This window comes from Planococcus sp. RAB007_Raresut (genome assembly GCF_057369535.1).
Genome location: NZ_JBXYIF010000002.1, coordinates 260,504 through 286,771 on the forward strand (window position 1 = coordinate 260,504; position 26,268 = coordinate 286,771).

28 protein-coding genes, 1 pseudogene and 1 riboswitch are annotated in these 26,268 nt (G+C 45.7%); of the genes and pseudogenes, 23 read left to right on the forward strand and 6 right to left on the reverse strand.

Features of this window, described 5'->3' with window-relative positions; all coding sequences use genetic code 11:
• Nucleotides 1-57: 57 nt before the first annotated feature.
• From AC2Q9J_RS05280 to AC2Q9J_RS05300, 5 genes are all read left to right on the forward strand, one after another.
• Entirely contained in the window at nucleotides 58-561 is a 504-nt protein-coding gene (locus AC2Q9J_RS05280; RefSeq protein ID WP_499037841.1) for a PH domain-containing protein, read from the forward strand.
• Nucleotides 554-2,038, forward strand: coding sequence for a PH domain-containing protein (locus AC2Q9J_RS05285; protein WP_499037843.1), 1,485 nt, complete (start codon nucleotides 554-556; stop codon nucleotides 2,036-2,038). Before AC2Q9J_RS05280 ends, AC2Q9J_RS05285 begins: the two co-directional genes overlap by 8 nt.
• Nucleotides 2,039-2,224: 186 nt before the next feature.
• A complete protein-coding gene (locus tag AC2Q9J_RS05290; protein ID WP_499037844.1) occupies nucleotides 2,225-3,076 on the forward strand; it encodes a mechanosensitive ion channel family protein in 852 nt (283 codons plus the stop codon).
• A 473-nt stretch (nucleotides 3,077-3,549) separates the two neighbouring features.
• Nucleotides 3,550-3,933, forward strand: coding sequence for a hypothetical protein (locus AC2Q9J_RS05295; RefSeq protein WP_499037846.1), 384 nt, complete (start codon nucleotides 3,550-3,552; stop codon nucleotides 3,931-3,933).
• A 19-nt stretch (nucleotides 3,934-3,952) separates the two neighbouring features.
• A complete protein-coding gene (locus tag AC2Q9J_RS05300) occupies nucleotides 3,953-4,183 on the forward strand; it encodes a hypothetical protein (protein WP_499037848.1) in 231 nt (76 codons plus the stop codon).
• 598 nt (nucleotides 4,184-4,781) lie between these two features.
• Here AC2Q9J_RS05300 and AC2Q9J_RS05305 read toward each other — a convergent pair.
• Nucleotides 4,782-5,543 carry an SDR family oxidoreductase gene (locus tag AC2Q9J_RS05305; protein ID WP_499037849.1) on the reverse strand — a complete coding sequence of 254 codons (762 nt, stop codon included), beginning with the start codon at nucleotides 5,541-5,543 and terminating at the stop codon, nucleotides 4,782-4,784.
• 141 nt (nucleotides 5,544-5,684) lie between these two features.
• On the opposite strand from AC2Q9J_RS05305, the gene AC2Q9J_RS05310 reads away from it, so the two are divergent.
• From AC2Q9J_RS05310 to AC2Q9J_RS05325, 4 genes are read left to right on the forward strand one after another with little or no spacing between them, the layout of a single operon-like run.
• Nucleotides 5,685-6,242, forward strand: coding sequence for a TetR/AcrR family transcriptional regulator (locus AC2Q9J_RS05310; protein ID WP_499037850.1), 558 nt, complete (start codon nucleotides 5,685-5,687; stop codon nucleotides 6,240-6,242).
• A 24-nt stretch (nucleotides 6,243-6,266) separates the two neighbouring features.
• Entirely contained in the window at nucleotides 6,267-7,112 is an 846-nt protein-coding gene (locus tag AC2Q9J_RS05315) for a DUF2785 domain-containing protein (protein ID WP_499037852.1), read from the forward strand.
• Nucleotides 7,113-7,136: 24 nt separating this feature from the next.
• A complete protein-coding gene (locus AC2Q9J_RS05320) occupies nucleotides 7,137-7,682 on the forward strand; it encodes a GNAT family N-acetyltransferase (protein ID WP_499037854.1) in 546 nt (181 codons plus the stop codon).
• A gap of 14 nt (nucleotides 7,683-7,696) precedes the next feature.
• The gene (locus tag AC2Q9J_RS05325; protein WP_499037856.1) at nucleotides 7,697-8,551 is read left to right on the forward strand and encodes an aminoglycoside phosphotransferase family protein; all 855 of its coding nucleotides are present in this window, start codon (nucleotides 7,697-7,699) and stop codon (nucleotides 8,549-8,551) included.
• 59 nt (nucleotides 8,552-8,610) lie between these two features.
• On the opposite strand, the gene AC2Q9J_RS05330 is transcribed toward AC2Q9J_RS05325, so the two are convergent.
• On the reverse strand, nucleotides 8,611-9,753 hold the full coding sequence (locus AC2Q9J_RS05330; RefSeq protein ID WP_499037858.1) for an endo-1,4-beta-xylanase: 1,143 nt from the start codon (nucleotides 9,751-9,753) through the stop codon (nucleotides 8,611-8,613).
• 468 nt (nucleotides 9,754-10,221) lie between these two features.
• Here AC2Q9J_RS05330 and AC2Q9J_RS05335 point away from each other — a divergent pair, with 468 nt between their 5' ends.
• The gene (locus AC2Q9J_RS05335; protein ID WP_499037860.1) at nucleotides 10,222-11,721 is read left to right on the forward strand and encodes a flotillin family protein; all 1,500 of its coding nucleotides are present in this window, start codon (nucleotides 10,222-10,224) and stop codon (nucleotides 11,719-11,721) included.
• Between the two features lie 182 nt (nucleotides 11,722-11,903).
• A pseudogene (locus tag AC2Q9J_RS05340) lies at nucleotides 11,904-12,433 on the forward strand (DinB family protein).
• A gap of 198 nt (nucleotides 12,434-12,631) precedes the next feature.
• On the opposite strand, the gene srtD reads toward AC2Q9J_RS05340, so the two are convergent.
• Both srtD and AC2Q9J_RS05350 read right to left on the reverse strand, forming a co-directional pair.
• Nucleotides 12,632-13,291 (reverse strand): class D sortase, LPxTATN-specific, encoded by a 660-nt coding sequence (srtD, locus tag AC2Q9J_RS05345; protein ID WP_499037861.1) that lies wholly within the window; start codon nucleotides 13,289-13,291, stop codon nucleotides 12,632-12,634.
• A gap of 3 nt (nucleotides 13,292-13,294) precedes the next feature.
• Nucleotides 13,295-14,653 carry a processed acidic surface protein gene (locus AC2Q9J_RS05350; RefSeq protein WP_499037864.1) on the reverse strand — a complete coding sequence of 453 codons (1,359 nt, stop codon included), beginning with the start codon at nucleotides 14,651-14,653 and terminating at the stop codon, nucleotides 13,295-13,297.
• Nucleotides 14,654-14,813: 160 nt separating this feature from the next.
• Here AC2Q9J_RS05350 and AC2Q9J_RS05355 point away from each other — a divergent pair, with 160 nt between their 5' ends.
• The 10 genes from AC2Q9J_RS05355 (at nucleotide 14,814) to AC2Q9J_RS05400 (ending at nucleotide 21,220) form a co-directional block, all read left to right on the forward strand.
• Nucleotides 14,814-15,509: an HAD family hydrolase gene (locus tag AC2Q9J_RS05355; protein WP_499037866.1), complete on the forward strand. Its 696-nt coding sequence runs from the start codon at nucleotides 14,814-14,816 to the stop codon at nucleotides 15,507-15,509.
• Nucleotides 15,510-15,572: 63 nt separating this feature from the next.
• Complete coding sequence (locus AC2Q9J_RS05360; protein WP_499037868.1) at nucleotides 15,573-15,965, forward strand: hypothetical protein; 393 nt, start codon at nucleotides 15,573-15,575, stop codon at nucleotides 15,963-15,965.
• A gap of 284 nt (nucleotides 15,966-16,249) precedes the next feature.
• Complete coding sequence (locus tag AC2Q9J_RS05365) at nucleotides 16,250-16,480, forward strand: hypothetical protein (RefSeq protein WP_372869061.1); 231 nt, start codon at nucleotides 16,250-16,252, stop codon at nucleotides 16,478-16,480.
• A gap of 128 nt (nucleotides 16,481-16,608) precedes the next feature.
• A complete protein-coding gene (locus AC2Q9J_RS05370; RefSeq protein WP_499037871.1) occupies nucleotides 16,609-17,205 on the forward strand; it encodes a copper resistance CopC family protein in 597 nt (198 codons plus the stop codon).
• Entirely contained in the window at nucleotides 17,130-18,263 is a 1,134-nt protein-coding gene (locus AC2Q9J_RS05375; protein ID WP_499037873.1) for a CopD family protein, read from the forward strand. The genes AC2Q9J_RS05370 and AC2Q9J_RS05375 overlap by 76 nt, the downstream gene beginning before the upstream one ends.
• 12 nt (nucleotides 18,264-18,275) lie before the next feature.
• A complete protein-coding gene (locus AC2Q9J_RS05380) occupies nucleotides 18,276-18,884 on the forward strand; it encodes a dienelactone hydrolase family protein (protein WP_499037875.1) in 609 nt (202 codons plus the stop codon).
• A gap of 223 nt (nucleotides 18,885-19,107) precedes the next feature.
• Complete coding sequence (locus AC2Q9J_RS05385; protein ID WP_233208513.1) at nucleotides 19,108-19,401, forward strand: MarR family transcriptional regulator; 294 nt, start codon at nucleotides 19,108-19,110, stop codon at nucleotides 19,399-19,401.
• A 57-nt stretch (nucleotides 19,402-19,458) separates the two neighbouring features.
• Nucleotides 19,459-19,656, forward strand: a complete 198-nt coding sequence (locus tag AC2Q9J_RS05390) for a helix-turn-helix domain-containing protein (protein WP_158241144.1) — start codon at nucleotides 19,459-19,461, stop codon at nucleotides 19,654-19,656.
• A 51-nt stretch (nucleotides 19,657-19,707) separates the two neighbouring features.
• The gene (locus AC2Q9J_RS05395; RefSeq protein ID WP_145990696.1) at nucleotides 19,708-20,142 is read left to right on the forward strand and encodes a hypothetical protein; all 435 of its coding nucleotides are present in this window, start codon (nucleotides 19,708-19,710) and stop codon (nucleotides 20,140-20,142) included.
• A gap of 58 nt (nucleotides 20,143-20,200) precedes the next feature.
• Nucleotides 20,201-21,220 carry a rod shape-determining protein gene (locus AC2Q9J_RS05400; RefSeq protein ID WP_084243734.1) on the forward strand — a complete coding sequence of 340 codons (1,020 nt, stop codon included), beginning with the start codon at nucleotides 20,201-20,203 and terminating at the stop codon, nucleotides 21,218-21,220.
• Between the two features lie 26 nt (nucleotides 21,221-21,246).
• Here the strand turns inward: AC2Q9J_RS05400 and AC2Q9J_RS05405 are convergent, their stop codons facing one another.
• Together AC2Q9J_RS05405 and AC2Q9J_RS05410 are read right to left on the reverse strand one after the other, a co-directional pair.
• Nucleotides 21,247-21,423: a hypothetical protein gene (locus tag AC2Q9J_RS05405; RefSeq protein ID WP_281863485.1), complete on the reverse strand. Its 177-nt coding sequence runs from the start codon at nucleotides 21,421-21,423 to the stop codon at nucleotides 21,247-21,249.
• Between the two features lie 96 nt (nucleotides 21,424-21,519).
• Nucleotides 21,520-22,827 (reverse strand): MFS transporter, encoded by a 1,308-nt coding sequence (locus tag AC2Q9J_RS05410; RefSeq protein WP_499037878.1) that lies wholly within the window; start codon nucleotides 22,825-22,827, stop codon nucleotides 21,520-21,522.
• Nucleotides 22,828-23,153: 326 nt separating this feature from the next.
• A riboswitch (cobalamin riboswitch) is annotated at nucleotides 23,154-23,330 on the forward strand.
• Nucleotides 23,331-23,492: 162 nt separating this feature from the next.
• On the opposite strand from AC2Q9J_RS05410, the gene AC2Q9J_RS05415 reads away from it, so the two are divergent.
• Nucleotides 23,493-23,978, forward strand: coding sequence for an acyl-CoA thioesterase (locus AC2Q9J_RS05415; protein WP_101801336.1), 486 nt, complete (start codon nucleotides 23,493-23,495; stop codon nucleotides 23,976-23,978).
• A gap of 1 nt (nucleotide 23,979) precedes the next feature.
• A complete protein-coding gene (locus tag AC2Q9J_RS05420; RefSeq protein WP_499037880.1) occupies nucleotides 23,980-26,262 on the forward strand; it encodes a ribonucleoside-diphosphate reductase subunit alpha in 2,283 nt (760 codons plus the stop codon).
• Nucleotides 26,263-26,268 lie beyond the last annotated feature (6 nt).

Genomic DNA, 26,268 nt, shown 5'->3' on the forward strand with positions numbered 1-26,268 from the left:
GCTTAATTTTTCGAAACTTAAATGGCGCAGAACCGTAATAAAGATGAGGTGAAAAGAATGGAATATACATTAAAGGAGCCGGAAAGGCATATTTCAACGAAGATCGTGCAAATCTGGCGAACAACAAATACCATCGGCCACGGGTCTTTCTTATTGGGATTTGGCGCGTTGCTTGCAGCGAGCCAATACTGGGACTGGTATAACTGGGTCAATATCACGCTGTATGTACTGATTGGCATAACGGCCCTGTCGGCGATTTTCAGTATCTTGATCGAGCCGGTTTTTATACAGCGCACCTGGCGCTATGATGTGGATGAGAACTTCATCCAATTGAAGCACGGCCGCTGGAATGTCGAACATAAAATCATTCCGATGGCGAAAATCGAGTACGTGACGACTGACCAAGGGCCATTTCTTAGAAAAGCGGGCTTGTATTCACTGAATATCGGAACGACTGCTTCCAGCCATAAGATTCCGGCCATTCCGGAGGAGGAAGCGTTGAAGCTGCGTTCGCTGATCGCTTCGTATGCCAATGTGAAGGAAGATGATTCTTTTGAATAATTCTCAAGAAGCCAAACGCTATCATCCAGCCTATCTGCTTGTGGAGCTGTTCGAATTCCTTCGCAATAGTTTTTTCTTTATCTTATTCCTGTTCATATTCAATTTTGACGTTACGTCAGGGTGGATTTTCTGGGCGAAAATTGCATTTTTAGCCGCCGCCGCGTTTACAATCGGAAAAATCTTTTTGTCCTGGTGGCTCCATACTTACGAATTTGACCAGAAATCCATCACCTTGCGTGAAGGTATATTCGTCAAGAAAGTGCGGACCATCACGTTCGACCGGGTCCAGAACAAAAAGACGTCGACAACATTCATACATAATTGGTTCAAGTTAACGTCTCTGACGCTTGAAACGGGCACGTCCAACGACGAGGCATCGGTACGCTTTCCAGTTTTGAAAAGGCAGGAAGCGGATGCGATAGTAGAAACTATTGAAAAAGGGACTTCTGCAGAAACACCGGCGTTTGTATCAGAAGAAGGAGAATCGGATGCTTCATTGCCGGTACGGCCAGAGAAGTCGCAGCGCCTGGAATACTTCCGTTCAACGAAAAAGGATACATTGCGCGCCGCATTCACATCGCTGAGCTTTCTCGCCATCTTCCCGATTTTGCTGACGGTGTATTTTCAAATCGATGAGTTTTTCTCGCTGGAAGACGATGCGGAAAACGCGGTCCTTTATTTTGCGGATCATTTATGGCTGCTAGCTCCGCTGTTCATTGTCGCCATACTCATTTCTTCGGTCATCGGGTATGTGATCACCACGATCCGTTACGGTAATTACCGGATTGAAGCGGACCGTGAACGCATTTACATTACACGGGGCGTGGGACAGGTCCATACATTTTCCATCCAGCGCAATAAAGTCCAGGCGATCCAAATTGAGCAGCCATTCATGAAGCGCATCTGGGGCATCGTCGAGGTCAAGCTGATCAGCGCGGAAGCCCTCAGTATTGGCGACGAAGTTGCGACCAATTCACTTTATCCTTTTATGAAGACAAAAGAGGCTTATAAATTACTGAACGAGCTGTTGCCGCAGTATACGGTGCAGGACAATTTGACGCGCCTGCCCCGCAACACGATTTGGCTGAAGCTGCTGCGTCCGTATTACGTGACGGTCATCGCCGGCGTCGCTCTATGGTTCTTCAGGCCTTCGCTCCTATGGGTGGCAGGTGTTCTTTTCGTGATCAGCCTCGTCAGCCGCTTGTTCGATTACCTGTTCACACGTTATGCGATGGAAGGCGATTCGATTCAGATCCGGACGGGCGGGTTTACGACGACGACCTTTATCACACGTCGCGAGCGGATCCAGGAAATTGAAGTGAGCCAGTCCAAGCTGCAGCGCGCTTTCGGTGTTCGCAGTCTCGGATTCACGAACCGCGCGAAGCCGATTCACGTCAGTTCGATTCAGGACGTGCCGGACGGCTTAGGCAATCAATTTAAACAATGGTTCGTCCAGCGTAAAGTTAAATTTGAATAGGAAAGTAAAGATAAAACCGTTCTCACTGATTCTATACTGAATTGGCGGGAGCGGTTTATGAATTTCGCTTTTATTTAGAATGAAATGCCTCTGCGATTTATGTTATAAAGGAACATGGAATTAAAAGAGGAACCAAGTGGAATCTAGTTTCACGGGATTGCCTAAAGAAATGAAAGGATTGATATTTTGTTTGATTATAAGAATATAGACTGGGAAGCGCTGTTGGTTAGCGCGGGATTAACTGCAGCTCAAATAGTTGGAATCGTGATTGCATTCTTTATCGTGAAGGCAATCGGCAATAAAGTGATCGGGCGCTTTTTCGGTAAACTTTTGAACAAAGGCGACGTTACAAAAGGCCGTGCTCTGACGCTGCAAAGCTTAACGGAAAATGTTTTCGGCTATGTGTTGATTTTTATCCTCGTAGCTACGATTTTCAGCATATTTGGCTTGTCTGTCGCGAGTTTGATTGCCGGAGCGGGGATTGTCGGATTAGCGATTGGGTTCGGAGCTCAGGGACTCGTCAGCGACGTCGTCACCGGCTTCTTTTTACTATTGGAGAAGCAGATTGACGTCAACGATTACGTAACGGTGGGAAGCATCGACGGCATTGTTGAGGCGGTCGGTTTGCGGACGACACAGATCCGCAGCTTTGACGGGACACTGAATTACATTCCGAACCGCGATATCACAACTGTCAGCAACCACTCGCGCGGCAATATGCGCGCACTTGTCGATATCGGCGTGTCTTACGATGCAGACATAGACAAAGCGATTGCGGTCATCCAGGCGGCATGTGAAAATGTCATTTTGGAAAATGAAACAATAGTGGAAGGCCCCGATGTCATCGGCGTCCAAGGTTTTGGCGCATCCGATGTCACGCTGCGCATCATCGCCAAAGCGAAGAACGGCGAGCAATGGGCGGTCGAACGCCAATTGCGCAAAGCCATCAAGGAAGCGCTGGATGCAAACGGCATCGAAATTCCATTTCCGCATCAGGTGACGATCCATAAGAATTTGGAGATGGCGGAGCAAAGGTAAGGGAATAGGCTTCTTGTTCGATTGTTTTAGGTGGAATTACAGATAATTATTGAAGTTTTGAATGAATTAGAGGCTTTTCGCTCAGCGAAAAGCTTCTTTTTGATTTTCGGCGGCTTTGGGGAGTGACGTAAATAGCAGTGTGCTAATTTGCGGGCGGTTAAATCAGAATGCGGGCGATTAAATCCATTTGCGGGCGATTAAAAAATTTTGCGGGCGATTAAAAAATTTTGCGGGCGTTTAAAATAAAATGCGGGCGATTAAAATTCTTTATGGGCGATTAGCAAATTACGCCAGGAAAAGCTAAGCAATTGAGCTTTTCCTTTTTATTTCAGATAAATATTTATGATGAGCTTGAAAAGGTATAAGGAAATTTGAATATCATTGTTATAATAAATACAGAGATATGCTGGAATTTATTAACTGCTTTTACAGATACATAAGTTCATTTGAAATAAGGTGGTGGAAGAGGCTAAGTGAAAAATGAAAAGAAAAAAACAGCAAAAGACAATATCGCTTTCTTTCTTTTGATGGCGATAACTCTCGGCGGAATCATATACTATTTCTATTTTCTGACGCCTAAAAATTCACTTGAAATGTATCAGGAATTGCGTTTCGCTGACGATTTCGAAGAAGCTCAAAAACAGGTGTTGGAAGGCTATGAAAATAATTTTACACAAGAAGAATTCGACTTTATTCAAGAAAATAATCCGGATACGATAAAACAAGTGACACTCTTTGAATATAACCAGCAGACGTATGTAATTATGACATCGCCCGGAACCGAAAAATTGAAAGTTCTCGATGTGGAGGAAATGCCGGAAGAGGCGAGGGAATTCTTTTTGGAGTTGGGACAATAAAATTAAAGGGGAAAAGAAAATGAATGATGCACTTTACATAAATTTCGGGGATATTGTTGCGACGATTCTAATACTTGGCATTCCGGCAATCCTTATCTTTTTCATCATTAAAGCTTTCAAGCGCGATAAAGAAGCAGCGAATAAACGACTGGGACTGGAAAAGGAAAACGCAATAGTACTGCAAAAGCGCATCGACGAACTGAATGACCGGCTCGTCATGGTTGAGAAGAAGTTGAAGGAAGCTGAGTAAGAAAGAATAGGCGGAATTTCTTGCTTAAAGTGGGGATGAAGGGGACTGCATCGGTTTATTTGCGCAGATCTAAATTTATTTGCGCTGGCCCGATATGAGAGGTGACTTATACATATTCCGGTCACACTTGACCATTCCCGCCCCACCCTAAATATCAAAACCAAACCCCTAAAATGAAAAAGCCTTAGCGGCCGCTAAGGCTTCCTTAAAATCATTGGAGTTTTTCGCGCAGCGAAAAACATCCGCTGTTGTTCTTTGAACTAGGAGAGAGGCCGATCGATTTAACTTCCGGTTGCCTGTTTTCACGGAAAATTTCTTGTGCTTTTTCCAGAAAAATGGATTTACTATCCGGAACAGCTGAAATACTATCCGGAAAACGAAAATACTATCCGGAACCTCCAAAATACTATCCGCATTCAAAAAATACTATCCGGACACAAAAATTGTCCAAAAAAATGCCAGTTCCGCACTCAAGCGGGACTGGCAATTAACATTTTTTCTGTATCTAACTTCGGATGCTCCAGTCTCTGCATCGCTGCTTCGTCGCAAGAGATAGGCCCAAACAAGTTTGGGCTATCTCTCGCCGTCGCTTTTCTAATTAAAAAGCAGAAGTCCAACCAGCATCAGCTGTTATGACTGTGCCGTTTACGAAGCTTGCTTCGTCTGAAGCCAGGAACAATGCTACTTGAGCAAGTTCTTCTGGTTTACCGATGCGCGGGATGACACCCTGCACGGCTTGCAGACGGCCAGCGCCGAATTGGCTTACATTCTTCATTGTAGAAGAAATGTTGGTTTCTACTGCACCCGGTGCGATTGCGTTGCAGCGGATGCCTGAGTTTGCGTACATGTAACCAGTGTTTTTCGTCAATCCGACAACAGCGTGTTTCGAAGCGCCGTATGCAGCACCTGCGTGAGCACCGTTCAATCCGCCTGTTGAAGCTGTGTTGACGATGACGCCTTTGCCTTTTTCAAGGAAAATCGGAATCGCTTTACGAGTAGCGCGCATGACGCCTTTCGTATTTACATCAAAAATCATGTCCCATTTTTCATCTGTGATCTCGCCGACTGGCTCGAAGCCGTCCATGATGCCGGCATTGTTGACCAGGATGTCCAATGTGCCAAATTCATTTACTGCTGTATCAATCATGTTGTCGATATCTTCTTGGCTCATGACGTTCACTTTCACCGCTTTGGCTGTTCCGCCGTTCGATGAAATGCCTTGTACCACTGCTTCAGCGCCGTCCAGATTCATATCCGCAACAACCACTTTCGCGCCTTCAGCCGCATACAATTCCGCAATCGCCTTACCCATTCCGGACGCAGCTCCAGTAACTACCGCAACTTTACCTTCTAATCTCATCAATAAAACCTCCTCATATTTAATGAACAAGTGTACAATAAAATTATAATCCCTTGAAGTAAGAACATTCAATAAACAAAAAAGTCTTAAATGTTCATTAACGCACAAAATAACAAAATCTGTTCGCTAAGAGGTGGAAAAATGAAAACAGACTTGCGGGTATTCAAGACAAAAGACGCTTTGCGGAACGCACTTATGCATTTATTGGAACAAAAGAGTTTGAATTCGATTTCCGTCACGGAATTGTGCCAGCTGGCAAAGGTCAACCGGGGGACGTTTTATGCGCATTACGGCCAGGTTGAAAATCTGTTCGAGGAATATTTCAAAACCATCATGAAAGACTTGGCCGATTCGTATCAGGAACCCTATAAATATGTGCAGAACCTGCTGTCGAAAGACGTCAATCCAGCTACGATCCGTATTTTTCATCACATTGAAAAGTACGAAACCTTCTACCGGATCGTTTTCTCGAAGTCCGTCCCGCTGTCCTATTATTACCTGCTCTTCGATCATGTGCAGTCCCTGATCAGGGACGATGTCAGCGAACATTATCTTAACGGGATCGACATCGACATTTCGATGGTGAGCGCCTATCAGGCCAACGCAATTCTGGGTCTCGCAATCGAGTGGCACCGCCAGGATTTCAAGCAAAGCGCCGAGGAAATGAACCGGCTGCTGGTCAGGATTTTAAGTATATAAATGCGTGAGGAAAAGAGGATTCATATGAATAAAACGGAACACCCTGTTTTATTGACAGCACATGAACTTAAAGAACTTCTGGGAGAAATCCAATCTGGTGAAAGAGAGTGGGAAGAAGAAAAAGTGCTCATCGCGTCGATGCTCGAGCATATCGGTTCAACGGACAGCACGCTGCGAGACGCATATATCTACGGGACATTCTGCAAGTTGGCGATGGAAAAGAAATTGGACGACAGCTTGCTGAAGGAATTGCTTGATACGTGCTTAACTGGCGATATGGTGTTCAAAGGCATCGGGGAAGAAGGAGCAGATTCGGTTTTTACGAGGGCTTTCACAACGCTGTTGATTGCCGTTGTCCTTTACAGCGATAATGAATCGAACTTTCTGTGTGAAGAAAAAATAAACGAAGTGAAAAAGAAAATGATTGTCTATATGAACGCCGAAAAGGATTTGAGAGGATTTGTCGATGGGAAAGGCTGGGCACACAGCATTGCCCACGCAGCGGATGTTTTCGATGAGTTGGCTAAAAGTCGTTTCGCAGACCCGAAAATGTTTGCGGAACTTTTGACTCCGCTTTGGAAAAAGGCTTTTGTTTCCGACACAGTCTACATCCATGATGAAGAAGAACGAATACTCAACCCGATTGTGGAAATGCTGAAAAAGGGATTGGACTTTCAAACTGTTGAAAGCTTGCTGCAGGAATTGCCTGCAGATATGGAAAAGCGAAAAGCGCAGCTGGAAGAAGAGAATTACTGGTTTTTAATCGCCAATGCCAAGGGTTTCCTGAAGAGTTTTTACCTTCAAATTGAGGACTTGCCGGAAATGTCAGGGCTGCAAAAGAGTATTCGGGATTGTCTGGCTGAAATATAAGTTTATTTAAATGGGGTGACTTTAATGGAGGAAATGGAAACTGACCGGCTTTATTTGCGTGAATTCCAGGAAGACGATTGGAGTGCAGTCCACAAATACGCATCGCTGGAACAAGTCAGCAGGAATCAGCCATGGGGACCAAATACGATAGAAGAAACGAAGGCATTTATGGAGGAAGCATTAGCGGATTCGAGGAAAACTTCGAGAACCCGTTACATCTTCGCTATCGTTTTAAAAGAACAGGACGAATTGATAGGTGCTGTGGAACTCAATATCAGGAGTGCCGCGAATAAATCAGGGGAAATCGGCTATATCGTCAATCCGAATCATTGGGGCAAAGGAGTGGCGACAGAAGCTGCGGCTCTAATAATCGGTTTTGGTTTCAACGAACTGCACCTTCACCGCATTTACGCGACTTGCGCTCCCGGGAATGACGGCTCACGCAAAGTATTGGAAAAGCTGGGCATGCGCTTTGAAGGCAGGATGCGGGATCACATTCTGCTGAAAGGCGGTTGGCGCGACTCGAATTTATTCAGTGTCTTGGCGGGAGAGAAGATCTTTAAAGAGTGAGGAGGATAATAGGGATGGATACACCGATTAAAAAGATAATCTCAGAACTTATTAAACAAAATGTAATACCTGCCGAACCATCAGAATATAAAAAATTGAGCGGCGGAACCGTCAGTGAGCTCTATCTTTTGAAAGTAAACGACTCAAAATATGTGCTGAAGCTGAATGGGCCAGAAGTTACCGGACCGGAAGCTTTATTCCTGGATACATATGATGAGGTGGGATTGCTGCCAAAGCTCCTTTATGTTGCACCATCCAAAACTTATATCGTTTATTCATTCATAAGTGGATCGACTAATTATAATGGAAGCAGCAAAAAAGAAATTTTGAAAAATCTGGTGGAAGGTCTTCTCAATCAATATGTTAAATTCCCTTCTGATTCGGATTGGGGCTGGTTGGATTCGCCGTCAGCTTCCTGGCAGGATTTTTTAAGAAATGAAATAAGCTATGCGCATAAAATCATTGGCTCTTCACTTGGCCCCGCTGCTCATCAATTGATTGCTGGCCTCGTCGAAAAGATTGAACCGAATGCCGAAGCTTATTTATTGCATGGGGACTGCGGATTTCATAATTTCATATTCAATGATGGACAGCTGACAGGCGTTATTGATCCTGCTCCTGTTATTGGAGTTCCAATTTATGATTTGGTCTATGCGTTTTGTTCAACGGCTGATGATTTAACAAAAGAGACTTTTGATTATGCGACCAACTGGTTGGACGAAAAACCGTCCGAAATATACGAGCTCTTGCTCATCGGCTTGTATCTCAGAATCGCCTTATGCTGCAAACACCATCCTGCTGATTTGGATCTCTATTTAAAAGCGTGGTATGAATGGCTGGAGATAACAGGCTATGAAACGAGGTCATAGAAAAAAACAGCACCTCCGTTGTTGGATACAACGGAGGTGCTGTTTCGAGCTGTTTTTCATTAATCCATAATCGCCCAGTAAGCCGGTTTCACCTCGTAATCAAGGCCGAAAACAAATGGCGCGTCCACACCGACGCCGTCATTGTATTCTTCGGCACGATCATTCAGCCAAGTGTGATTATCGGCGATGCCCCAGAACGTGACACTGCTGATTTTGTCGTCCAGTTTTTCATATAGTTCAAATATGTCATTATAGCGCTCTGCCTGTGCTTGGAAACGTTCTTCAGGAATGTCGTCGTAAGTCGGATAAGCCGGTCTTGGCGGCCAGCCGTATAGACTGATGTCCAATTCCGTGATTTGATTGTCCAATCCAAGGCTCGCGAACATATTGATCGAATCCTCAGTTTCCTGAAGGGAAGGCCAGCCTATTTGGATATGTCCCTGATGGCCGACGCCGTCAATCGGTACGCCATCTGCCAATAAATCTTTGACGAGATTATATAAATCCGTCCGTTTAGGTTCTACTTCGGTATTGTAATCGTTGATATAAAGTTTTGCGTCTTTGTCAGCAAATCGTCTGGCAGTCTCAAAAGCGACTTTGATATAGTCGGTCCCTGTCAGTTGGTACCACTGTGATTCACGAAGGCCACCGCCATCATCAATGGTTTCATTGACTACATCCCACGAATCGACATCATGTTTATAGCGTTTAACAATTTCCTTCACGTGCTTTTCCACACGTTTTAGGACAATCTTTTTGTTTTTCTCACGCTGTTTTGCATCAGTTTCATCGACCATCGGTTTTCCGTTTTCATCTAAGAAGAACCATTCGGGTACTTGGCTATGCCAAATTAGTGTATGAAAGCGAACTTCCATGTTATTTTCTTTTGCGAACTTGACGATCTTATCGGCTTCTTCAAAATTAAATTTACCTTCTTCAGGCTGGATCGAAATCGGTTTCATGACATTTTCAGCCACAATACTGTTGTAATGGTGCTTCAATACTTCACCACTTTCGCCTTCAAGCTGAAATGGCTCAACGGCAGCACCGATATCGAAGGAATCCGCGTAACGCTCTGCAATTGAATCCACGTCCAACGCCTTAAGGGAATCTTCAGCATTTGCGGAACTGTTTAATCCTGCAGGTAACAAGAGGGCTAAAGTTAAGCCGGTAATCATGGGTTTACGTAGAACTTTCAACATTTCTTTCTCTCCTTTTAAAAGCGAATTTTTGAAAAAGGTTTTCTGAAATCTCCAATCCTACCTCCATTCTCCAGTTTTAAGCTCACACCGCAAAATATAGAAAGCGCTTTCATGAATAAAATAGGATATCGCTATGTAAACTCAAACTGATTATAGCAATGACTATTTAGTTTGTATATCGAATAAACTAAGTTTTCTGCCAAATTCTTAAAAAGGGTTATATAGTAATGCGACATTAAAGCTGGCTTTCATTAATTAAATTTTTGAATAGTCCGAAAATACTTGTCGTAGGAAAATAAACCCAGAAAGCATTAAAATCGTTTAAAATGCTCATTTGGACAAAGGAAGTATATTAATTTTGGGCAAGATTAACCTTAAATTCCAAATTAACTGAAACGTTTTGCAATTCTCTCCGTATTAAATAGTAGGCAGTTTGAATAAAAATCTATTTAAAGGGGAGATGCACGAATGTTAGAATCAATCGGATACGCCACACTGGGGATTGCGGTGCTGATCGTCGCAGTTCTGGCTGGAATCGGATACTTTTTCTGGGTTAGATTCCGTTACCGCACAGCCAAATCAAACGAAGCATTGATCATTACAGGACCGAAACTCGGGGATCCTGAAAAAGATACGAATATATTCACGGACGAAGAAGGAAGATCCATGAAAATCATCCGGGGCGGCGGTTACCGTCTGCGCCGGTTCCAGACTTCCACACCGGTCAATCTGACTTCATTCCAATTGAAGCTTTCGACACCGCGCGTCTACACAATTGCCGGGGTGCCCATTGTGGCGGATGCCGTAGCCATGGTGAAAGTGGCGGATACGTTAAACGGCATCGCAAATTATGCTGAGCAGTTCCTGGGCAAAGAGCAAAATGAAATCGAAACGGAAATTATCGAGGTGCTCGGCAGTAACCTGCGGGCGATCCTGTCGAAAATGACAGTTGAAGACATTAATGGAGACCGGGAGAAATTCAATCTCGACGTCCAGGAAGTTGCCCAAAAACAATTGGATTTAATGGGCTTTAAAATCACGTCCCTTGGTTTGACGGATCTGCGGGATGCGGACGAGACGAACGGCTACCTGGAAAACCTTGGTCGGCCGCGAATCGCCGAAGTCCGCAAGCGGGCTGAAATAGCCGAAGCGGAAACAGACCGCGAAACTCGGATCCAGCGGGCGCGCACTGACCAGGAAGCAAAAGAAGAAGAATACAAACGCCAAATTTCAATTGCTGAATCGCGTAAAGAGAAAGACATCAAAGATGCCGCGTTCAAAGAAGAAACTGAACGGGCCCGGGCAAAATCCGAGCAATCCTATGAACTGGAAAAAGTGAAACTTGCAAAAGAAATACAGGACGAAGAACTGAACCTGAAATTCATGGAGCGGGAACGCGCCGTTACATTGGAAGAAGAGGAAAGCAAAGTACGAAAAACCAAAGCGGATGCTACATATTACGAAACCACACGTGCTGCAGAAGCAGAAGCCCGCAAAGAGGTCATCAGCGGGGAAGCGAAAGCGAAAATCCGCCGCGATGAAGGTGCTGCGGAAGCGGAAGTTATCCGTGAACGAGGAAAAGCGGAAGCCGAATCACGCAAATTGCTCGCTGAAGCGATGGAACAGCACGGCGATATCATCATCACAGAGAAATTGATCGACATGCTGCCTGTATTCGCAGAAAAAGTCGCTGCGCCATTGAACAATATCGATTCAGTGAAAATCATCGATTCCGGCAATGGCCAAGGGATTCCTTCATTCGGCCGCAGTGTCACCAAAACGATGGTCGATATGCAGGAGCCATTGAAGGAAATGACGGGCATCGATATCGGGGACTTATTGAAATCCTATGTCGGCAAAACGCCAGGCGAAATAGTACAAGCTGCTCCAAATCCGCAGCCAAAAAACGAAGAAGAAAATGATTTGCCAAATGAAGAACAATCAGATCTGGAAGCAGATGATCAGTGATTCTCTTATATCCTTTTATCCACAAAAACAGATTTGTGGATAAAGGGATATTCTTTTTTATGTCGAATATCCACTGTGGATAAGTAAAGAGGAAACAATCTGTTCTTTTTCCACAGGATGCTTTCGTTATTTCATCATACAGCTGTATAAGGATGCAATGCAGATTGGAGGAGGGTGCCTGTATGAATTTTCGCTTTGAAGAAGCTATTCAATTGCTGGCGCGGACACCGGCCAGCCTGGAGGCGTTTCTTTCCGGCCTGCCGGAGGGATGGATCCACTGCAATGAAGGTGAAGGAACCTGGAATGCGGAAGAAGTGATTGCCCACTTGATTGAAGCGGAGATAAGCAACTGGATTCCCCATATTGAAACACTGCTCCAGCAAGGTGAAAGCCAGACCTTTCCGCCGTTCGACCGGTTTGCTCATCTGGAAACAGCAGCTGACACTACTATTGAACGGAAGCTGGGGGCATTCAGGGAAATACGGATGGCTAACCTGGAGAAGCTGAAAGAACTGGTGGATCCCGAGGAAGATCTGGATTTGCGTGGGATGCATCCTGAATTCGGCTCGTCACTTTAAGGGAGCTGCTCTCTACATGGGTCGTGCATGACCTGACGCATATTTCGCAAATTACCCGCGTCATGGCTGAAAGATACAGGCAAGATGTGGGTCCGTGGGAGCAATACTTGAGTGTTTTGAAAGCGAGAAAGTGAAGTAATAAAAAAGCGCCTCACTGCAATGGATGCAGTGAGGCGCTTTTGCCTTAGAAATGGGAGAATCGCTGATAAACCTCGAAAAATCGCTGATAAACTCCAAAAAATCGCTGATAAACGGTCAAAAATCGCCGATAAACCATCAAAAATCGCCGATAAACCCCAAAAAATCGCCGATAAATCCAACGACGCCCGGTTTTATTCCTTCGAAATCAAATCAGCGATCAAGATGAAGCGTTCGGGCGCATCAGAACCGATGAAATCGAACGGGTAGCATGTCGAAACCGTCAGCGTAGCTTTTGGTTTCGGCACAATCACCGTGCGGTCATCCGCGTCCACAATCCGGGTTTTTCTCACTTTATAGGTAAACTTCCCAGCCGATGTTTCGACAATCAGCAGGTCGCCTTTGCCGACTTCACCCAATTCGCGGAACACCGTATCCATATGGCCTGAAAGAACCGTATTGTCGTTTTCCCCCGGCAATACACTGTCGGCAAAATGGCCGACGCCTTTCAGCAGCTCATCTTCATCAGTGCCGTGGAAAATGGGTAATGTCGCACCGATTTTCGGAATCATGAGATCGCCGATATTCTCCCCTTTTTCAGGACGCACCGGATAAAGAACTTCATCTTCATCGTCAACATCTTCTTCCGGAAGGCTGATCGTTTCTGCAGAAGGCGCCGTCTTGGCACTGACTTCCACTTCACTCACCTGACCGGTTTTAAAAAGCAGATAGCCCTTAAGGAAAGAGGCGGCGTTAGTGCCGCTGAACCATAGACCGAATGCAATCATTGATAAAGCCAAGGCCGACAAAATGAACTTTTTTCGGCCGGCCCCTTTGGTGCTTTTAGTTCTCATCAATCAGTTGCTCACAGTTTTCATGCGGCGGAAAAGCAGGAATCCGATCAATACGAACGCCAATCCAACCAATGTGTTGCTGACATAATCAGTGGCAGTTTTCGGAAGTTTACCGCCTTTAGTTGTTTGTACAGCTTTTGTATCTTTTTTAACGGACTTCACTTCTTTTTTCACTTCTTTTTTAGGAGCTGCAATCACTTCTTCAACTACTTCAAGATCTTTGCCTGTTTCTTTAATGATTTCAGAGCCGAACATTTCAGCTGTCAAAACCATATCGGCAAGGAAAGTTCCTTCACGATCGAAGATTTCAATCAGTAAATCTTTGCCGTTAGTCGTTTCCAAAGCCAACAATGCAGTCAATGTAAGTGCAGTTTTTTCTTTTCCGTCAGTCAGGTAATACTTTGTTTCAACTTCAAACAAGTTCATCATGTCATCGAAGATGTCCAATAGAATCGCGATTTCTTCAGCGTCCAGGTCATCTGCACTCTCGAAATATGGAACAGCATCCAAACGCTGTAGCAGAGCATCCAATTCATCTAAGAATGCTTCATCTTCAAAGTTCAATGTCATAAAGTGTTCAAACAGGCGGTTCAATTCTTCTTCAGTAAGACCGACTTCTGTAAAGATGTCCATATCGTTAAGGTCGATATAGTTTTCTTCATCCAAGTACCATTCCACATAGAAATAAAGATCTTCATTGAAAATGATATACATATGGCTGTCCAATACATCCTGGCCTTCTTCGATATCACCGAATTCAACAAGCAATGCATTCAGCTCTTCACGCGTCAAATCGAAATCTTTCATTACTTTCTGTACGCCTTCTTCAGATAATGGCGTCCCTAATTCGGAAACATCGGAGAAATACTCCAAGCCCCAATCTTTGCTGTCAAGGTAAGCCAGGTAATCTTCTTTCGTCCAGTTGATGCCTTTAAGGAATTCCTGGAATTCCTCACCATCTTCATCAATCAAACCGAAATCTGCAGTCAAATAGTATTCTGTAAAGAAGTACAATTCTTCATTGAAGATGAGGTAAGTTCCATCCAGTACATCTTCGCCTTCTTCAATATCACCAAACTCCACAAGCAACTCGTTCAATTCTTCACGAGTCAATTCGAAGTCTTCCATAACAGTCTGAACGCCTTCTTCAGTCAATGGGGTTCCGAGTTCAGATACATCACCGAAATCATCCAGGGACCAATTTTTCTCCATCAGGTAATTTATATAACTCTTTTTGGACCAGTTGATTTCTTTAAGGAATTTCTCAAACTCAGGATCGTCTTTTGCAATCGCAAAAGTTGAAGCAGGTAAAGCGGAAACCACCAATATTACTGCCATCAATAAAACCAATAATTTTTTCATCTCTTTCCCCCATCTAACAAAATTGTGATATCCAGAAAATTATAATAGGTAAATCCTGAAGGTAATATAGGGCTAAAGGCTCTAATTTCAAAAAAGTTCCAAAATACTGTATTATTTATACCAGTGCAGGTTAATTTGGGGAGTGGAGGTCTTTATAAACATGATAAAAGCAGTCATTTTTGATTTAGATGGAACCTTGCTGGACCGCGATAAATCAGTGGAAAACTTCGTTTATGACCAGCATAACCGATTCATTAGAGAACTAGGTCATATTAACCAATCAGACTATATTCAAAGATTTATCAAGCTGGATAAGCACGGATATGTCTGGAAAGACAAGGTATATGAGCAGCTGGTCGAAGAATTCAATATTAAGGGTATGTCCAAGCAACAATTGCTGGAAGATTATTTGGCGCACTTCGCCGCACAGTGTGTTCCTTTTCCACACCTGATTTCGATGCTTAGGGAGCTGAAAGCCCACAATATCCTGCTCGGGATGATCACGAACGGCCGTACAGAATTTCAGGCAGGCAATATCGAGGCTCTCGGGATAGCGCAGTATTTTGATGTCATTCTGATTTCTGAAAAGGAAGGATTGCGTAAACCCGATAAACGGATATTTGAACGAGCGCTGGACCGTCTCGGCGTACAAGCGGAGCAGGCAGTCTTCGTCGGGGACCATCCAGCGAACGATGTTGCAGCTGCCGCGGGCGCGGGGATGACAAGTGTCTGGAAAAGGAATGTTCAGTGGGAAGATGCTGATGCTCACTTCATCATCAACGGCCTGGATGAAATTCCAGGGATTGTTCAGGAGTTAGAGCACCAAGCGGAACGTGGAATAAAACCCGGCAACTAAACAAGCACATTTCCATTTATGGTAAAATGCATGCAATGTAACGAACAGGGGGAGCGGCAGTGAATGAAAAAATTCTATAGAAGAGTTTTAACAAACCCATTGGCTGACGGGGTCTCCCGCCTTCGTTTCTACATTACTAGGAAGCCGAATGGCGGATGGACGGAATTTGCCCAGATGAAAGTGGTGCCCGAGTACATCGAGGTCGATAAAATAAAGAAACAAGTGACCGCAATCTTGAAATACGAAGGCGAAGTGTATTTATCCGTAACAGTCGATGTGGACCGCAACACGGTAAAGGCAAAAGGAAGTTTGAAAAAGATTAAAAAAGTGATCCAACCTTTCACTAAACAACGTTATATAGCTATGATCGAGGAAGAAGCCCGATTTCTTGTAAACGACTCAGAATCTTACCAGTCGGCTTCACCTGGAGAATTCAGGCAGAGAAAAGAAGAATGACACCGAGAAAATTAACGGGTTTTTGAGGGTTTTAATCGCTTTTCGCCTGCGAAAAGCATGCATTGTGTCATTTTCTTTTAATGGTAGAGTAGGAGGAAGCATTTTCTCTGTCAAACAGGGGTGCAGGGGATTATATCAACGTTCAGGAAAATATATCAACGCTCCAGCGATTATATCGACGTTCAGAAAATTATATCTCCGTTCAAAAAATTATATCAACGTTCAGCATTCGCTCCACACAAATCACCGCATTCCAGCGGATTCAGCAGATGAGGAGGCAGCAAATGAAGACAATTCGAATTATCCTGATCATCATTTTATTGGCAGGGGTGATTTACTGGTTATGGACCGGCAGCGAGCGGTTCCTTCCATATGTGATGCTGGCGGCATCGGCCTCAGCATTCTTGACCACATGGGAAGAATTCGCAAAAAGCTGGAAAAGCGTGGATGGCTATCTCGCGCTGGTGACTTCCCTGATATTCGGCGCATACGGCATTTCGTTGCTGATACGGTAGTTCGCAGCCGTCACTTATGGTTTTATTCACACAAATTTAACATCATGAAAGATTGTAGCGCATCAAAATCACATACTATTAGAAGGTCAGTAATATTCAAAAGTCTAAACGGATAGAAGGAGAACATCATGAAAAAATTTATAGCAATCGCAATTCTATTATTATTCTTGCCGGTCACGGCACACGCACATTCAGGGTTATCTTCTTCCACACCAGCGGAAGGCGCGACACTTGAAGGATCGCCGGAAGAAATCCAATTCCTGTTCGAGTCGCCAATCCAGCAGGGGGATATGACAATCAAAGATGAAGCGGGCAACACGGTTGAAGTTGCCGACATCATTTTTTCCGAAATGGAATTGACGGGCCAATTGGCGGAGGAACTTCCAAACGGCGCCTACACGGTCGACTGGAGCGCAATCAGCCAGGACAGCCATGAAATTACGGGTACTTTAACATTCACTATCGCAGCGGAAGAAACTGAAGCGGCAGCTGAAGAAGAAACAACAACCGAAGAAGCTGCAGAAGAAACGGCTTCAGAAGAAGCAGCTGAAACAACAGAGCAAACAGACGAAGCGGATGTTTCTTCAAGCGAGCAGTCAGCCGATGAAGATTCTGCATCAGCTGTTGAGCCTGCAAAAGCGGAAACGCCTTGGGTGACCATTCTGATCATCGCCATTTTGGCAATCGCAGCAGCTGCATTCTTCGTGATGGCCAGAAGAAAATGATCCTGTTCACCGTCCTTTCTGATTTTCTGCTTTACCTGGTCATGTCATTTTTGGCCGGCATGCTGGTTCTGCAATTTGTTCCCGAGCACCGGAAGCCGAAAATTTCGATTAGAAACTCAGCGGTCCTGCTTGGAATTGCATCCATTCCTTTTTTGTCGGCGGCTCCGGCAATCCAATTGCTCGGCTTGTTGCTGAATAATGCCAGTTTCGGCTCCGCAGTCTGGACAGCAATCACCGAATTCCAGGTCGGCCAAAGTTTCGCGTTCAGCATTTTTCTTTCATTTTTCTGGTTCGGCGCAACAGCCGTCAATAGCTCGAAATACATTCAGGCATTCTGGTTCCTGTTGTCCGTCCTCAATATGGGATTCGGCAGCCATGCCGCATCGCTCGATTTTCTGCCCGGCCTGTTCAGCCACACGATCCATTTTTTATCGCTGACGCTGTGGGCAGGGGTGTTGATCCTGGTTGCCTGGGGTGCACCGGCACTTACTAATTGGCGCAGCTTCCTGAAATGGTTTACACCGTTCGCATTCAGCCTGATGGCCATTATCCTGGTGAGCGGTGTCGCTGTCTGGCTGCTGTTTTCAAAACCCGCTGACTATGCGGCTTCCTGGGTGCTGCCTTATGGCCAGATGCTGCTGTTGAAGCACTTGAGCATCCTGCCTTTATTGGTGGCGGCTTTCCTTAACGGCTTTGGCAATAAAGCGAAAGAACCTTCGCGCAATCTTTTGAAGCTCGAAACTTTCATGCTGGGACTGGTTTTTCTTTCTACCGCTGTCATGAGCAAGCTGGCGCCGCCGCATAACGTCAACAATACATTTTTGACGGAAGGGACGGCCTCGCTACTCGAAAGCCTGATCGGTGAACAATACTTGCCGATCACACCGGAATTTGTCTTCTCGCTTAACGGCATCCTGCTGTTATTGATCGGTGCGCTGGCAATCGGCCTGATGATCATGAGCTTCTTTAAAAAGATGCCTTTATGGCTGTCATTCATCTTTGGATTCGGTTTTATCGTAAGCGTGTATCTGGGCTTAATGTTGAATATGAATTTTTAAGGAGTGGGGAAATTGCTGGCAATAAAACATGGAAACCGGGCGCTTGTGCTTGTCCTGCATGAAATCTATGGAATAAATGATCACATGGAATTGGCTGCGGCTTCATTCGCGGAGCAAGGGTTCGATGTTTTAGTACCCGATCTAATTGACAGATATCCGCCGTTTTCATATGATCAAAGCGAAAGGGCCTATCGAAACTTTATGGATGCTGTCGGATTCGACTCTGCTTTTGAACAGGTAAAAAAGCTGCTTGCTGAAGAGGCAAAAGATTACGATGAAATACATATTGTCGGATTCAGTGTCGGGGCGACTGTCGCCTGGCTTTGCAGTCAATTGGACCATATTGCCAGCGTAACAGCATTTTATGGATCAAGAATCCGGGACTACCGGGAAATTACGCCGCTTTGTCCAGTGCTCCTGATTTATGGCGAGCGTGAAAAATCATTCAATGTAACTGATTTTATAGCTGAAGTTGCCGACGGTTCCATTGAAGCGGTGAGTTTACCTGGAGAACATGGTTTTGCAGATCTTTTTGCGCCGGTATTCGATAAAAATTCCCGCCAAAAAGCGATGGATTTAATGGAAAATTTCCAAAAAAACCATTCCACTATATTAAATTGAACCGTAACATTGCCGTCCTGAAGTCATGACTTCACGGGCGGTTTTTCTGTGGAATCGTATTACAAAAGGCTTCGGGGAGCACGCGGAAACGAATGATAAAAAGTATTTCGTGTTACAAATATTATTTTCTGATAAATCTATTAAAAATATGATTAGGGGTTTAAATGGAGGGTAAATATGTAAGAAGAAATATATATTTGTAAGTTTATAGGAGGTGCTAGTTGTGGTTGGTAAATCTGCAGTATATGGCAACTTAAGAATGGAAGAAAAAGATCTGCTGAAGAAATCACGGCAATGCTTCGCGGGACAGGACGATAAAAGTATAAGAAACGGGGAGGTATTCATGATTTATTTCCTGAATAACTGCTCGTCGGAAGGTGTTTTATTTAAAACGATAAAAGAAATCACTACAGATTTGAATATGTCGCATGCAGCCTTGACGCGGGTGTTGAAAACCCTGGAAGACAAACAATTCATCTATCGCCGCAATGGCATAATCGGCTTGCACCAGGCATAACCGGCCACAATCGGGGAAACTGTCCAACTAAAATATATGGAAAAGAGGTCATGGAAGATGGTGAATGCGCTCAGTGGATTGCGTGACTTGAGGAAAGCCAAAGGAATGTCTTCCAAAGAACTTGCCCAGCAAATCGGCGTCGCAACCAGCGCGATATGGGCATACGAAAACGGCACCAAACAAATTTCGGAAGATCACGCCGAACGTCTGGCAGCCTTTTTCGGCGTTCCGATGGAAACATTGCTTACGGAATAAATGGAAACAGCCAACCTTATTGACGGCATAATCGAGAAGGAAGGGGACTTCATGAAAAACACAGAAACTTCAACTAATCATTTTTATAGGGAAAGAGCCTTTACTGAATTTACTGAAAGACTGAGTGGGCATGAGCAGGAAATTGCCAAAAATGCCTTATGGGAGATTCAGGTGCTGAAGCGGGAAGTTCAATTATTGCGGCGGGACAAGGATACGCTGCTTCATGATAAAAAAGAGCTGAAGGAAGAGTTGAAAAGCGAAAAGTACCGTTCGAAAGAAATGCTTCGCTACTTCAGCCGGTGGACCGAGGAGTACGCAAAAATCATTAAAATTCCGATCAATATGGAAAATGAATCACATATTCGGCAGCATTATTTTTCATTGCGCGAATCGGCAAAGAACCTGGTTCACAGCTGCCGGCGGAAATTGAAGGAAATTGACTATGCGATGGAAGAACAGGACAAGCCGACTTTCAAGCGCCATTGACTGGGCCCGGCGCTCACAGCATGACTCCACTAGATAGCAATGGAAGGGACGAAACCGTATGTTGAACTTTGGTATAAGAGAGGTGGGAATCGATCTTGGTACCGCCAACACCTTATTAGTGCTTCAAAACAAAGGAATTATTATGCGGGAGCCGTCGATGGTGGCGGTGGATGGCGGAAATGGTGAAGTGATAGCTGTCGGAAGGGACGCTTATGAAATGAACGGACGCACTTCCGGCGGCATTAAAGTCAGCTATCCGATGCGCTGGGGCGTGATTGCGGATCACGAAAAAGCCATTGTGATGATTGCCCGCTTTTTGAAGGAAGTCACCAAAACCGTCGGGAATTTAAAGCGGAAAATCTTTGTCATCAGTGTGCCAATCGGCATTACCTCGGTCGAGAAACGGGCGATCATCGAAGCGGCCAAAAGGGTGGGTGCCCGAGAAACACTGACGATAGAAGAGCCTTTAGCGGCGGCCATTGGAGCCAATCTGCCTGTGTGGGAACCTGAAGGCCTGATGGTGGTGGATATCGGCGGAGGAACTACAGAAATGGCGGTCATTTCGTCAAATGGCATTGCTGTCAGCCAGTCCCTGAAGAATGCGGGGCAGGCGATGGATCGTGTAGTGGCAGAGTATATCCTGAAAAACTACGAATTGAAGATTGGTTCCCGGACAGCAGAACAATTGAAAATCCGTCTGGGGACGGCTTATGGACTGACGGATGGAAAACGTGAAGAAATAATGGAAATCGGCGGGAATGACCTGATGACCGGCCGGCCGAAAACGATTGAAATCACGGGGCTGGATGTAGAAAAAGCACTGGAAGAAACAGTGGCAGGCATTATCGACGGCGTGCGGCGCACACTGGAAGTCACGCCACCCGAACTGGCAGCAGATCTCCACGACCGGGGGATTGTCCTCACCGGCGGCGGGTCTCTTTTGCATGGGCTAGACAAGAAGATGGCTGAAGAAATCAAGGTGCCGGTCATACTTGCGGAAAATCCGATGGACTGTGTTGCGCTCGGCACAGAAAAAGCGATGCGCAATCTGGATAGTTTGCGGCGCCCGTCTTACTGAGTTTTTAATAATTACAAGTTGGAGAGTCACTGTCCGCCACTATAGGAATTGTCGCTTGAGCCTGCAGTATAATTAGAACTTTCACCCGGCTTTGCATGTGAATTGATCGACTTCAGCGCTGTGTTATTATTCCGTTTTCTTCTCCAATCAATAAAACCTGCGAACCCAATCATGCCGAATACCATTACGAAAAACCACGTCATTTTTGGACACCTCCATTTTTTGATAATTCTATCTTCAATGTACCAGAAAACTGGAAACAAAAAACAGGAGCGTTCTCAATTGAGAATTCTCCTGTTTTATTCGCTTGGAAGCGGTACTTGCTTAGCAGTTTGTGGTGCAGGTAATGTAGCCATCTTTTCTTTTGCCGTTGCTTTGACCGGCGGATTCGCCATCAAAGCAGACGCCATGCCAATTGCCGGAAATAGCATCAATGCCCATAGAATTTCCGCGTAGCCGCCGAATACGTCGAAAGCAATGCCGAGCGGCAACGGGCCGAGCGCCGAACCGGTGACGATCATCGCCATCGAAATGCCGCTGATGCTGCCGATGTGTTTGCGCCCGAAATAGTTTGGCCAGACCACTGCCATGACGATGCGTTCCATCCCCATACTGATGCCCCATACCAGACCAAAGATAACGGCAGCCGCCATGAAGTTCGCATTTTGCAGCAGCAGGAGCGAAACGATTTCGCCGGCAAACACCAGCACCAGCATATACTGCACTTTCACTTTATCGAGCAGCAAGCCCGTCAGGAAGGTGACTGGCAGACCAATCAGCGCCGTTAAACTCAGGATGCCTGCAGCGGCTTCAAGTGACAGCGAATTTTCCTTGAAAATAGACACCAGGTGAAACGTCAATCCGGTGTTCACAATACCGGGAATGGCGGCACAGATGAGCAGAAGCCAAAAAGCGCGTGTTTTGGAAGCTTCGCTGACAGACCAGCTGACTTCTTCGACCGGCTTTTTCTTTTTATCCGCTTTTTCCGCAGCTCCGTTATCCGGCAGCAAACCGACATCTTCAGGAGAATTCCGAATCAGGAAAAGGGCGAGCGGTGTGAACAGCACAATGATGATCGCGCCAAGCACCATCCAGGACATGCGCCAGCCAAACGCTTCGATCAGCCAGACATTGAGCAGTGGAAACGCCGCCGAACTGACCAGTCCGCCGATTGCAGCGATGCTGAGCGCGCGCCCTCTCTTTTTCACAAACCATTGCGGAATCAATGAATTCGAAATCAACGCCATTGAGCCCTGGCCCAATAAGCGGATGAAAAAGAAACCGATGAACAGCATCAGCATGCTGGTGACGAAACTATTGAACAGGCAGGCAACCGCCAGTAAAACCGAAACGATCACGGCCATTTTCCGGGAACCATTGCGGTCAATCAGGCGTCCCACGAAAAACAGCAAAAAACCAGCCGCGAGCGTCGCGCCTGAATAAATTCCGGATACTGTCGAACGGCTCCAGCCAAAGTCCTGTATATAGTAATCGATGAAAATTGAATTTGAATAAGTTTGTCCGGGGCCTGAGAAGAACTGCGATAACGCCGCAATCGCGACGATAATCCAGCCATAGTGGAAGTTGTTGGTGGCGAATTGTTTCATCTTAAAATTGCATCTCCAGTTAAAGATTTGTTCCGTAATACAGCAACAGTATGTAAATTTAATACTCAAACATCAGTTTCTTATCATAGCATAATTAAATTTGAAATAAAGTATATAAGACCACAGTAATAGAAATGAAATCTATCTGATAATTGCTATTTTCAGATAATCATTTTCCCCCTTTCATATTTGATTTGGATTGCTATAATCGAGAGAGTGGATTAAGTCTGAAAAAGAAAAATCTCCTGTTGCCAAAAAAGCTTGGCTAAGATATAGTTTAGAAATACAATATTTAGTGTATAATACATATGAAAACACAATATATAGTAAAAACCGATAACAAAGGTGCCTGAAAAGGCTTAATAGGGAAGCCGGTGAAAATCCGGAGCTGTACCCGCAACTGTAAGTGCTGACGAACTATGGAAACCACTGTCGAAAGATGGGAAGGCCATAGCAGAGGATGACGCACAAGCCAGGAGACCTGCCTTCGTTATATGTTAATTGCCTTCTCCGGGAGCTGGGGGGTGTAACGATGGTCTTAACAGGAAGCGGTGTCTTTTGCCTTCGTGACTTCCCTTTAATGCTGCGTTTATCCAACCCATCCTCTCTTCGGAGAAGATGGGTTTTTCTGTGTTTGTGTTTTATTCGAAGGGATGATGGATTCAATGGAGCAACAGATTTCAGCAGGCATATCTCGGACAATCCAAACGAGGCTGGTGCTGCCGCCGGATACGAATCACATGGGCACCATTTTTGGCGGAACGGTGCTCGCCTATATTGATGAAATCGCAGCGATCACGGCGATGAAGCACAGCGGCAAAGTCGTGGTGACGGCATCGATTGATACGGTCAATTTCCTGTCATCGGCAAGAATAGGGAATGTACTGATCTTGGAAGGCGTGGTCATTTCAACCGGCCGGACTTCGATGGAAGTGTATGTGAAAGCGGAATGCCAGGATATTGAAACGCGCGGCCGGACGCTGACGACAACCGCTATTCTTACAATGGTCGCAGTTGACGAAAACGGCAAGCCGACACCTGTTCCAGGAGTCATTCCTGAAACAGACAAAGAAAAGAATCTTTTCAAAAGTGCACAGGCACGGAAAGAACGCCGCATGAAACTGAACGAATTCGCGAAGGAGCTGGTCTGATATGAAAATGGGAATCTCAACAGAAATGGATGCAGTCGAAAAAGCATTGGAACGTGCAGAGCGGTTGCATGGTCTCGATACTACAGCGTTGCGCAATAAAATCGGCGAGCTGGATGGCAAGGTCGATACGGAACAATCCATGCTTTATGCGCTGAACCGCATTTCGATGGATGAACCGAAATGGACATTCCTGGCAGCGGAACTTTATTGCAGCGATCTTTACCGGCAGGCGGCAACAAGCCGCGGTTATGAAGAACAGGAGAAATACGGTGATTTTTATCGCCTTGTTGAAAAACTCTCACGCATCGGTATTTATTCGAATGAGTTGCTGGCAGCTTATTCCGAAGCGGAAATCAGGGAACTGGGTGCAGTCATCGAGCCGGAACGCGATTTGCTGTTTAATTACATCGGCTTGTTCCTGTTAGCGGACCGTTACCTGGCGAAAGATTACGAAGGCAATTTACACGAATTGCCGCAGGAACGCTTTTTGGTCATCGCCATGGCGCTGATGCAGAATGAGCCGGCAGTGAAGCGGACCGAGCTTGTGCGGGAAGCATACTGGGCAATGAGCAATCTGTATATGACGGTGGCGACGCCGACTTTATCCAATGCAGGCAAAAGCTTCGGGCAATTGTCTTCCTGCTTTATCGACACAGTGGATGATTCGCTGGACGGCATCTATTTGAACAACTGGGATATTGCGCGACTCAGCAAAGATGGCGGCGGACTCGGCATTTATTACGGCAAAGTGCGTGCACTCGGATCGGACATCAAGAAATTCAAAGGCAATTCCTCTGGTGTCATTCCGTGGATCCGCCTGGTGAACGATACGGCGGTCAGCGTCGATCAGCTCGGACAGCGTCAGGGAGCGGTGGCGGTATATCTGGACGTTTTCCATAAAGACATCATGAACGGCTTCCTGGATTTGAAAACGAATAATGGAGATGAGCGCCGCAAAGCGCACGATATTTTCACCGGCGTGTCGATTCCGGATCTGTTTATGGAGAAATTGCAGGAAACGGATGACACCGGCCGCAGCATTGGCGAATGGAATACGTTCTGTCCGCATCAGGTCAAGCAAGTGATGGGCTGGAAGGATACGAACGGCAACGCACTTGGTCTGGAAGATTTCTATGATGACACCGACCGTGCCTACTTCACCGAAAAATATGAAGAAGCGGTCGCTAATCCTTTATTGCCGAGAAAGACATACCGGGCAATGGATATCATGGCCCGCATTATGGTGTCACAGCTTGAAACCGGTACACCGTATATGTTCTACCGCGACGAAGTCAACCGCCAGAATCCGAACAAGCATCTGCGTGGACGTGGATTGACATCAATTTATTGCAGTAATTTGTGCAGCGAAATCACTCAAAACATGTCGGCGACGACAATCGTTAAAGAATTCACCGACAAAGACGGAAATCTGGTGATGGTGCGCAAACCGGGCGATTTCGTGGTCTGCAACCTGTCGTCGATCAATTTGCCGCGTGCGGTGAAAGCGGATGTGTTGGAGCGCTTGGTGCCGATTCAGATGCGCATGCTTGATAATGTCATCGACTTGAACACGATTTCTGTAGGGCAGGCCGATGCCACGAATAAAAAATACCGCGCCGTTGGTTTGGGTTCGTACGGTTGGCACCATTTGCTGGCACTCGAAGGAATCCATTGGGAGACGGAAGAAGCTGTGGCATATGCAGATAAGCTATACGAAGAATTTGCTTATCACGCCATCCGCTCGTCGATGGAACTGGCGAAAGAAAAAGGCAGCTATAGTGAATTTGCCGGTTCGGAATGGCAGACGGGCGAATACTTCAGCCGCAAGGGCTATGAAGGTGAGAAATGGCAGGAGCTGCAACAGGAAATTGCAGAGAACGGCGTGCGTAACGGTTGGATGATGGCCGTTGCACCGAACTCGTCGACCGCGAAAATCGGCGGCTCTACAGACGGCATCGATCCGCTCTACGCCGTGGAATATGCGGAAGAGAAGAAGAACTTCAAATTTAAAGTGACAGCGCCGGACTTGGATCATAACACGTATGATTATTACCGCCGCGCGCGACACGTACTGGATCAGAAATGGAGCATCCGCCAAAACGCCGCTAGACAGCGCCATATCGATCAGGCAATCAGCTTCAATCTGTATGTGCCGCATACGGTGAAAGCGAAGGAATTGCTGGAGCTTCACCTGGAAGCATGGCAGCAGGGATTGAAAACGACTTATTACGTACGCAGCACTTCGCAGGCAGAAATTGAAGAATGCGAAGCGTGCCAAAGCTAAGGGGGA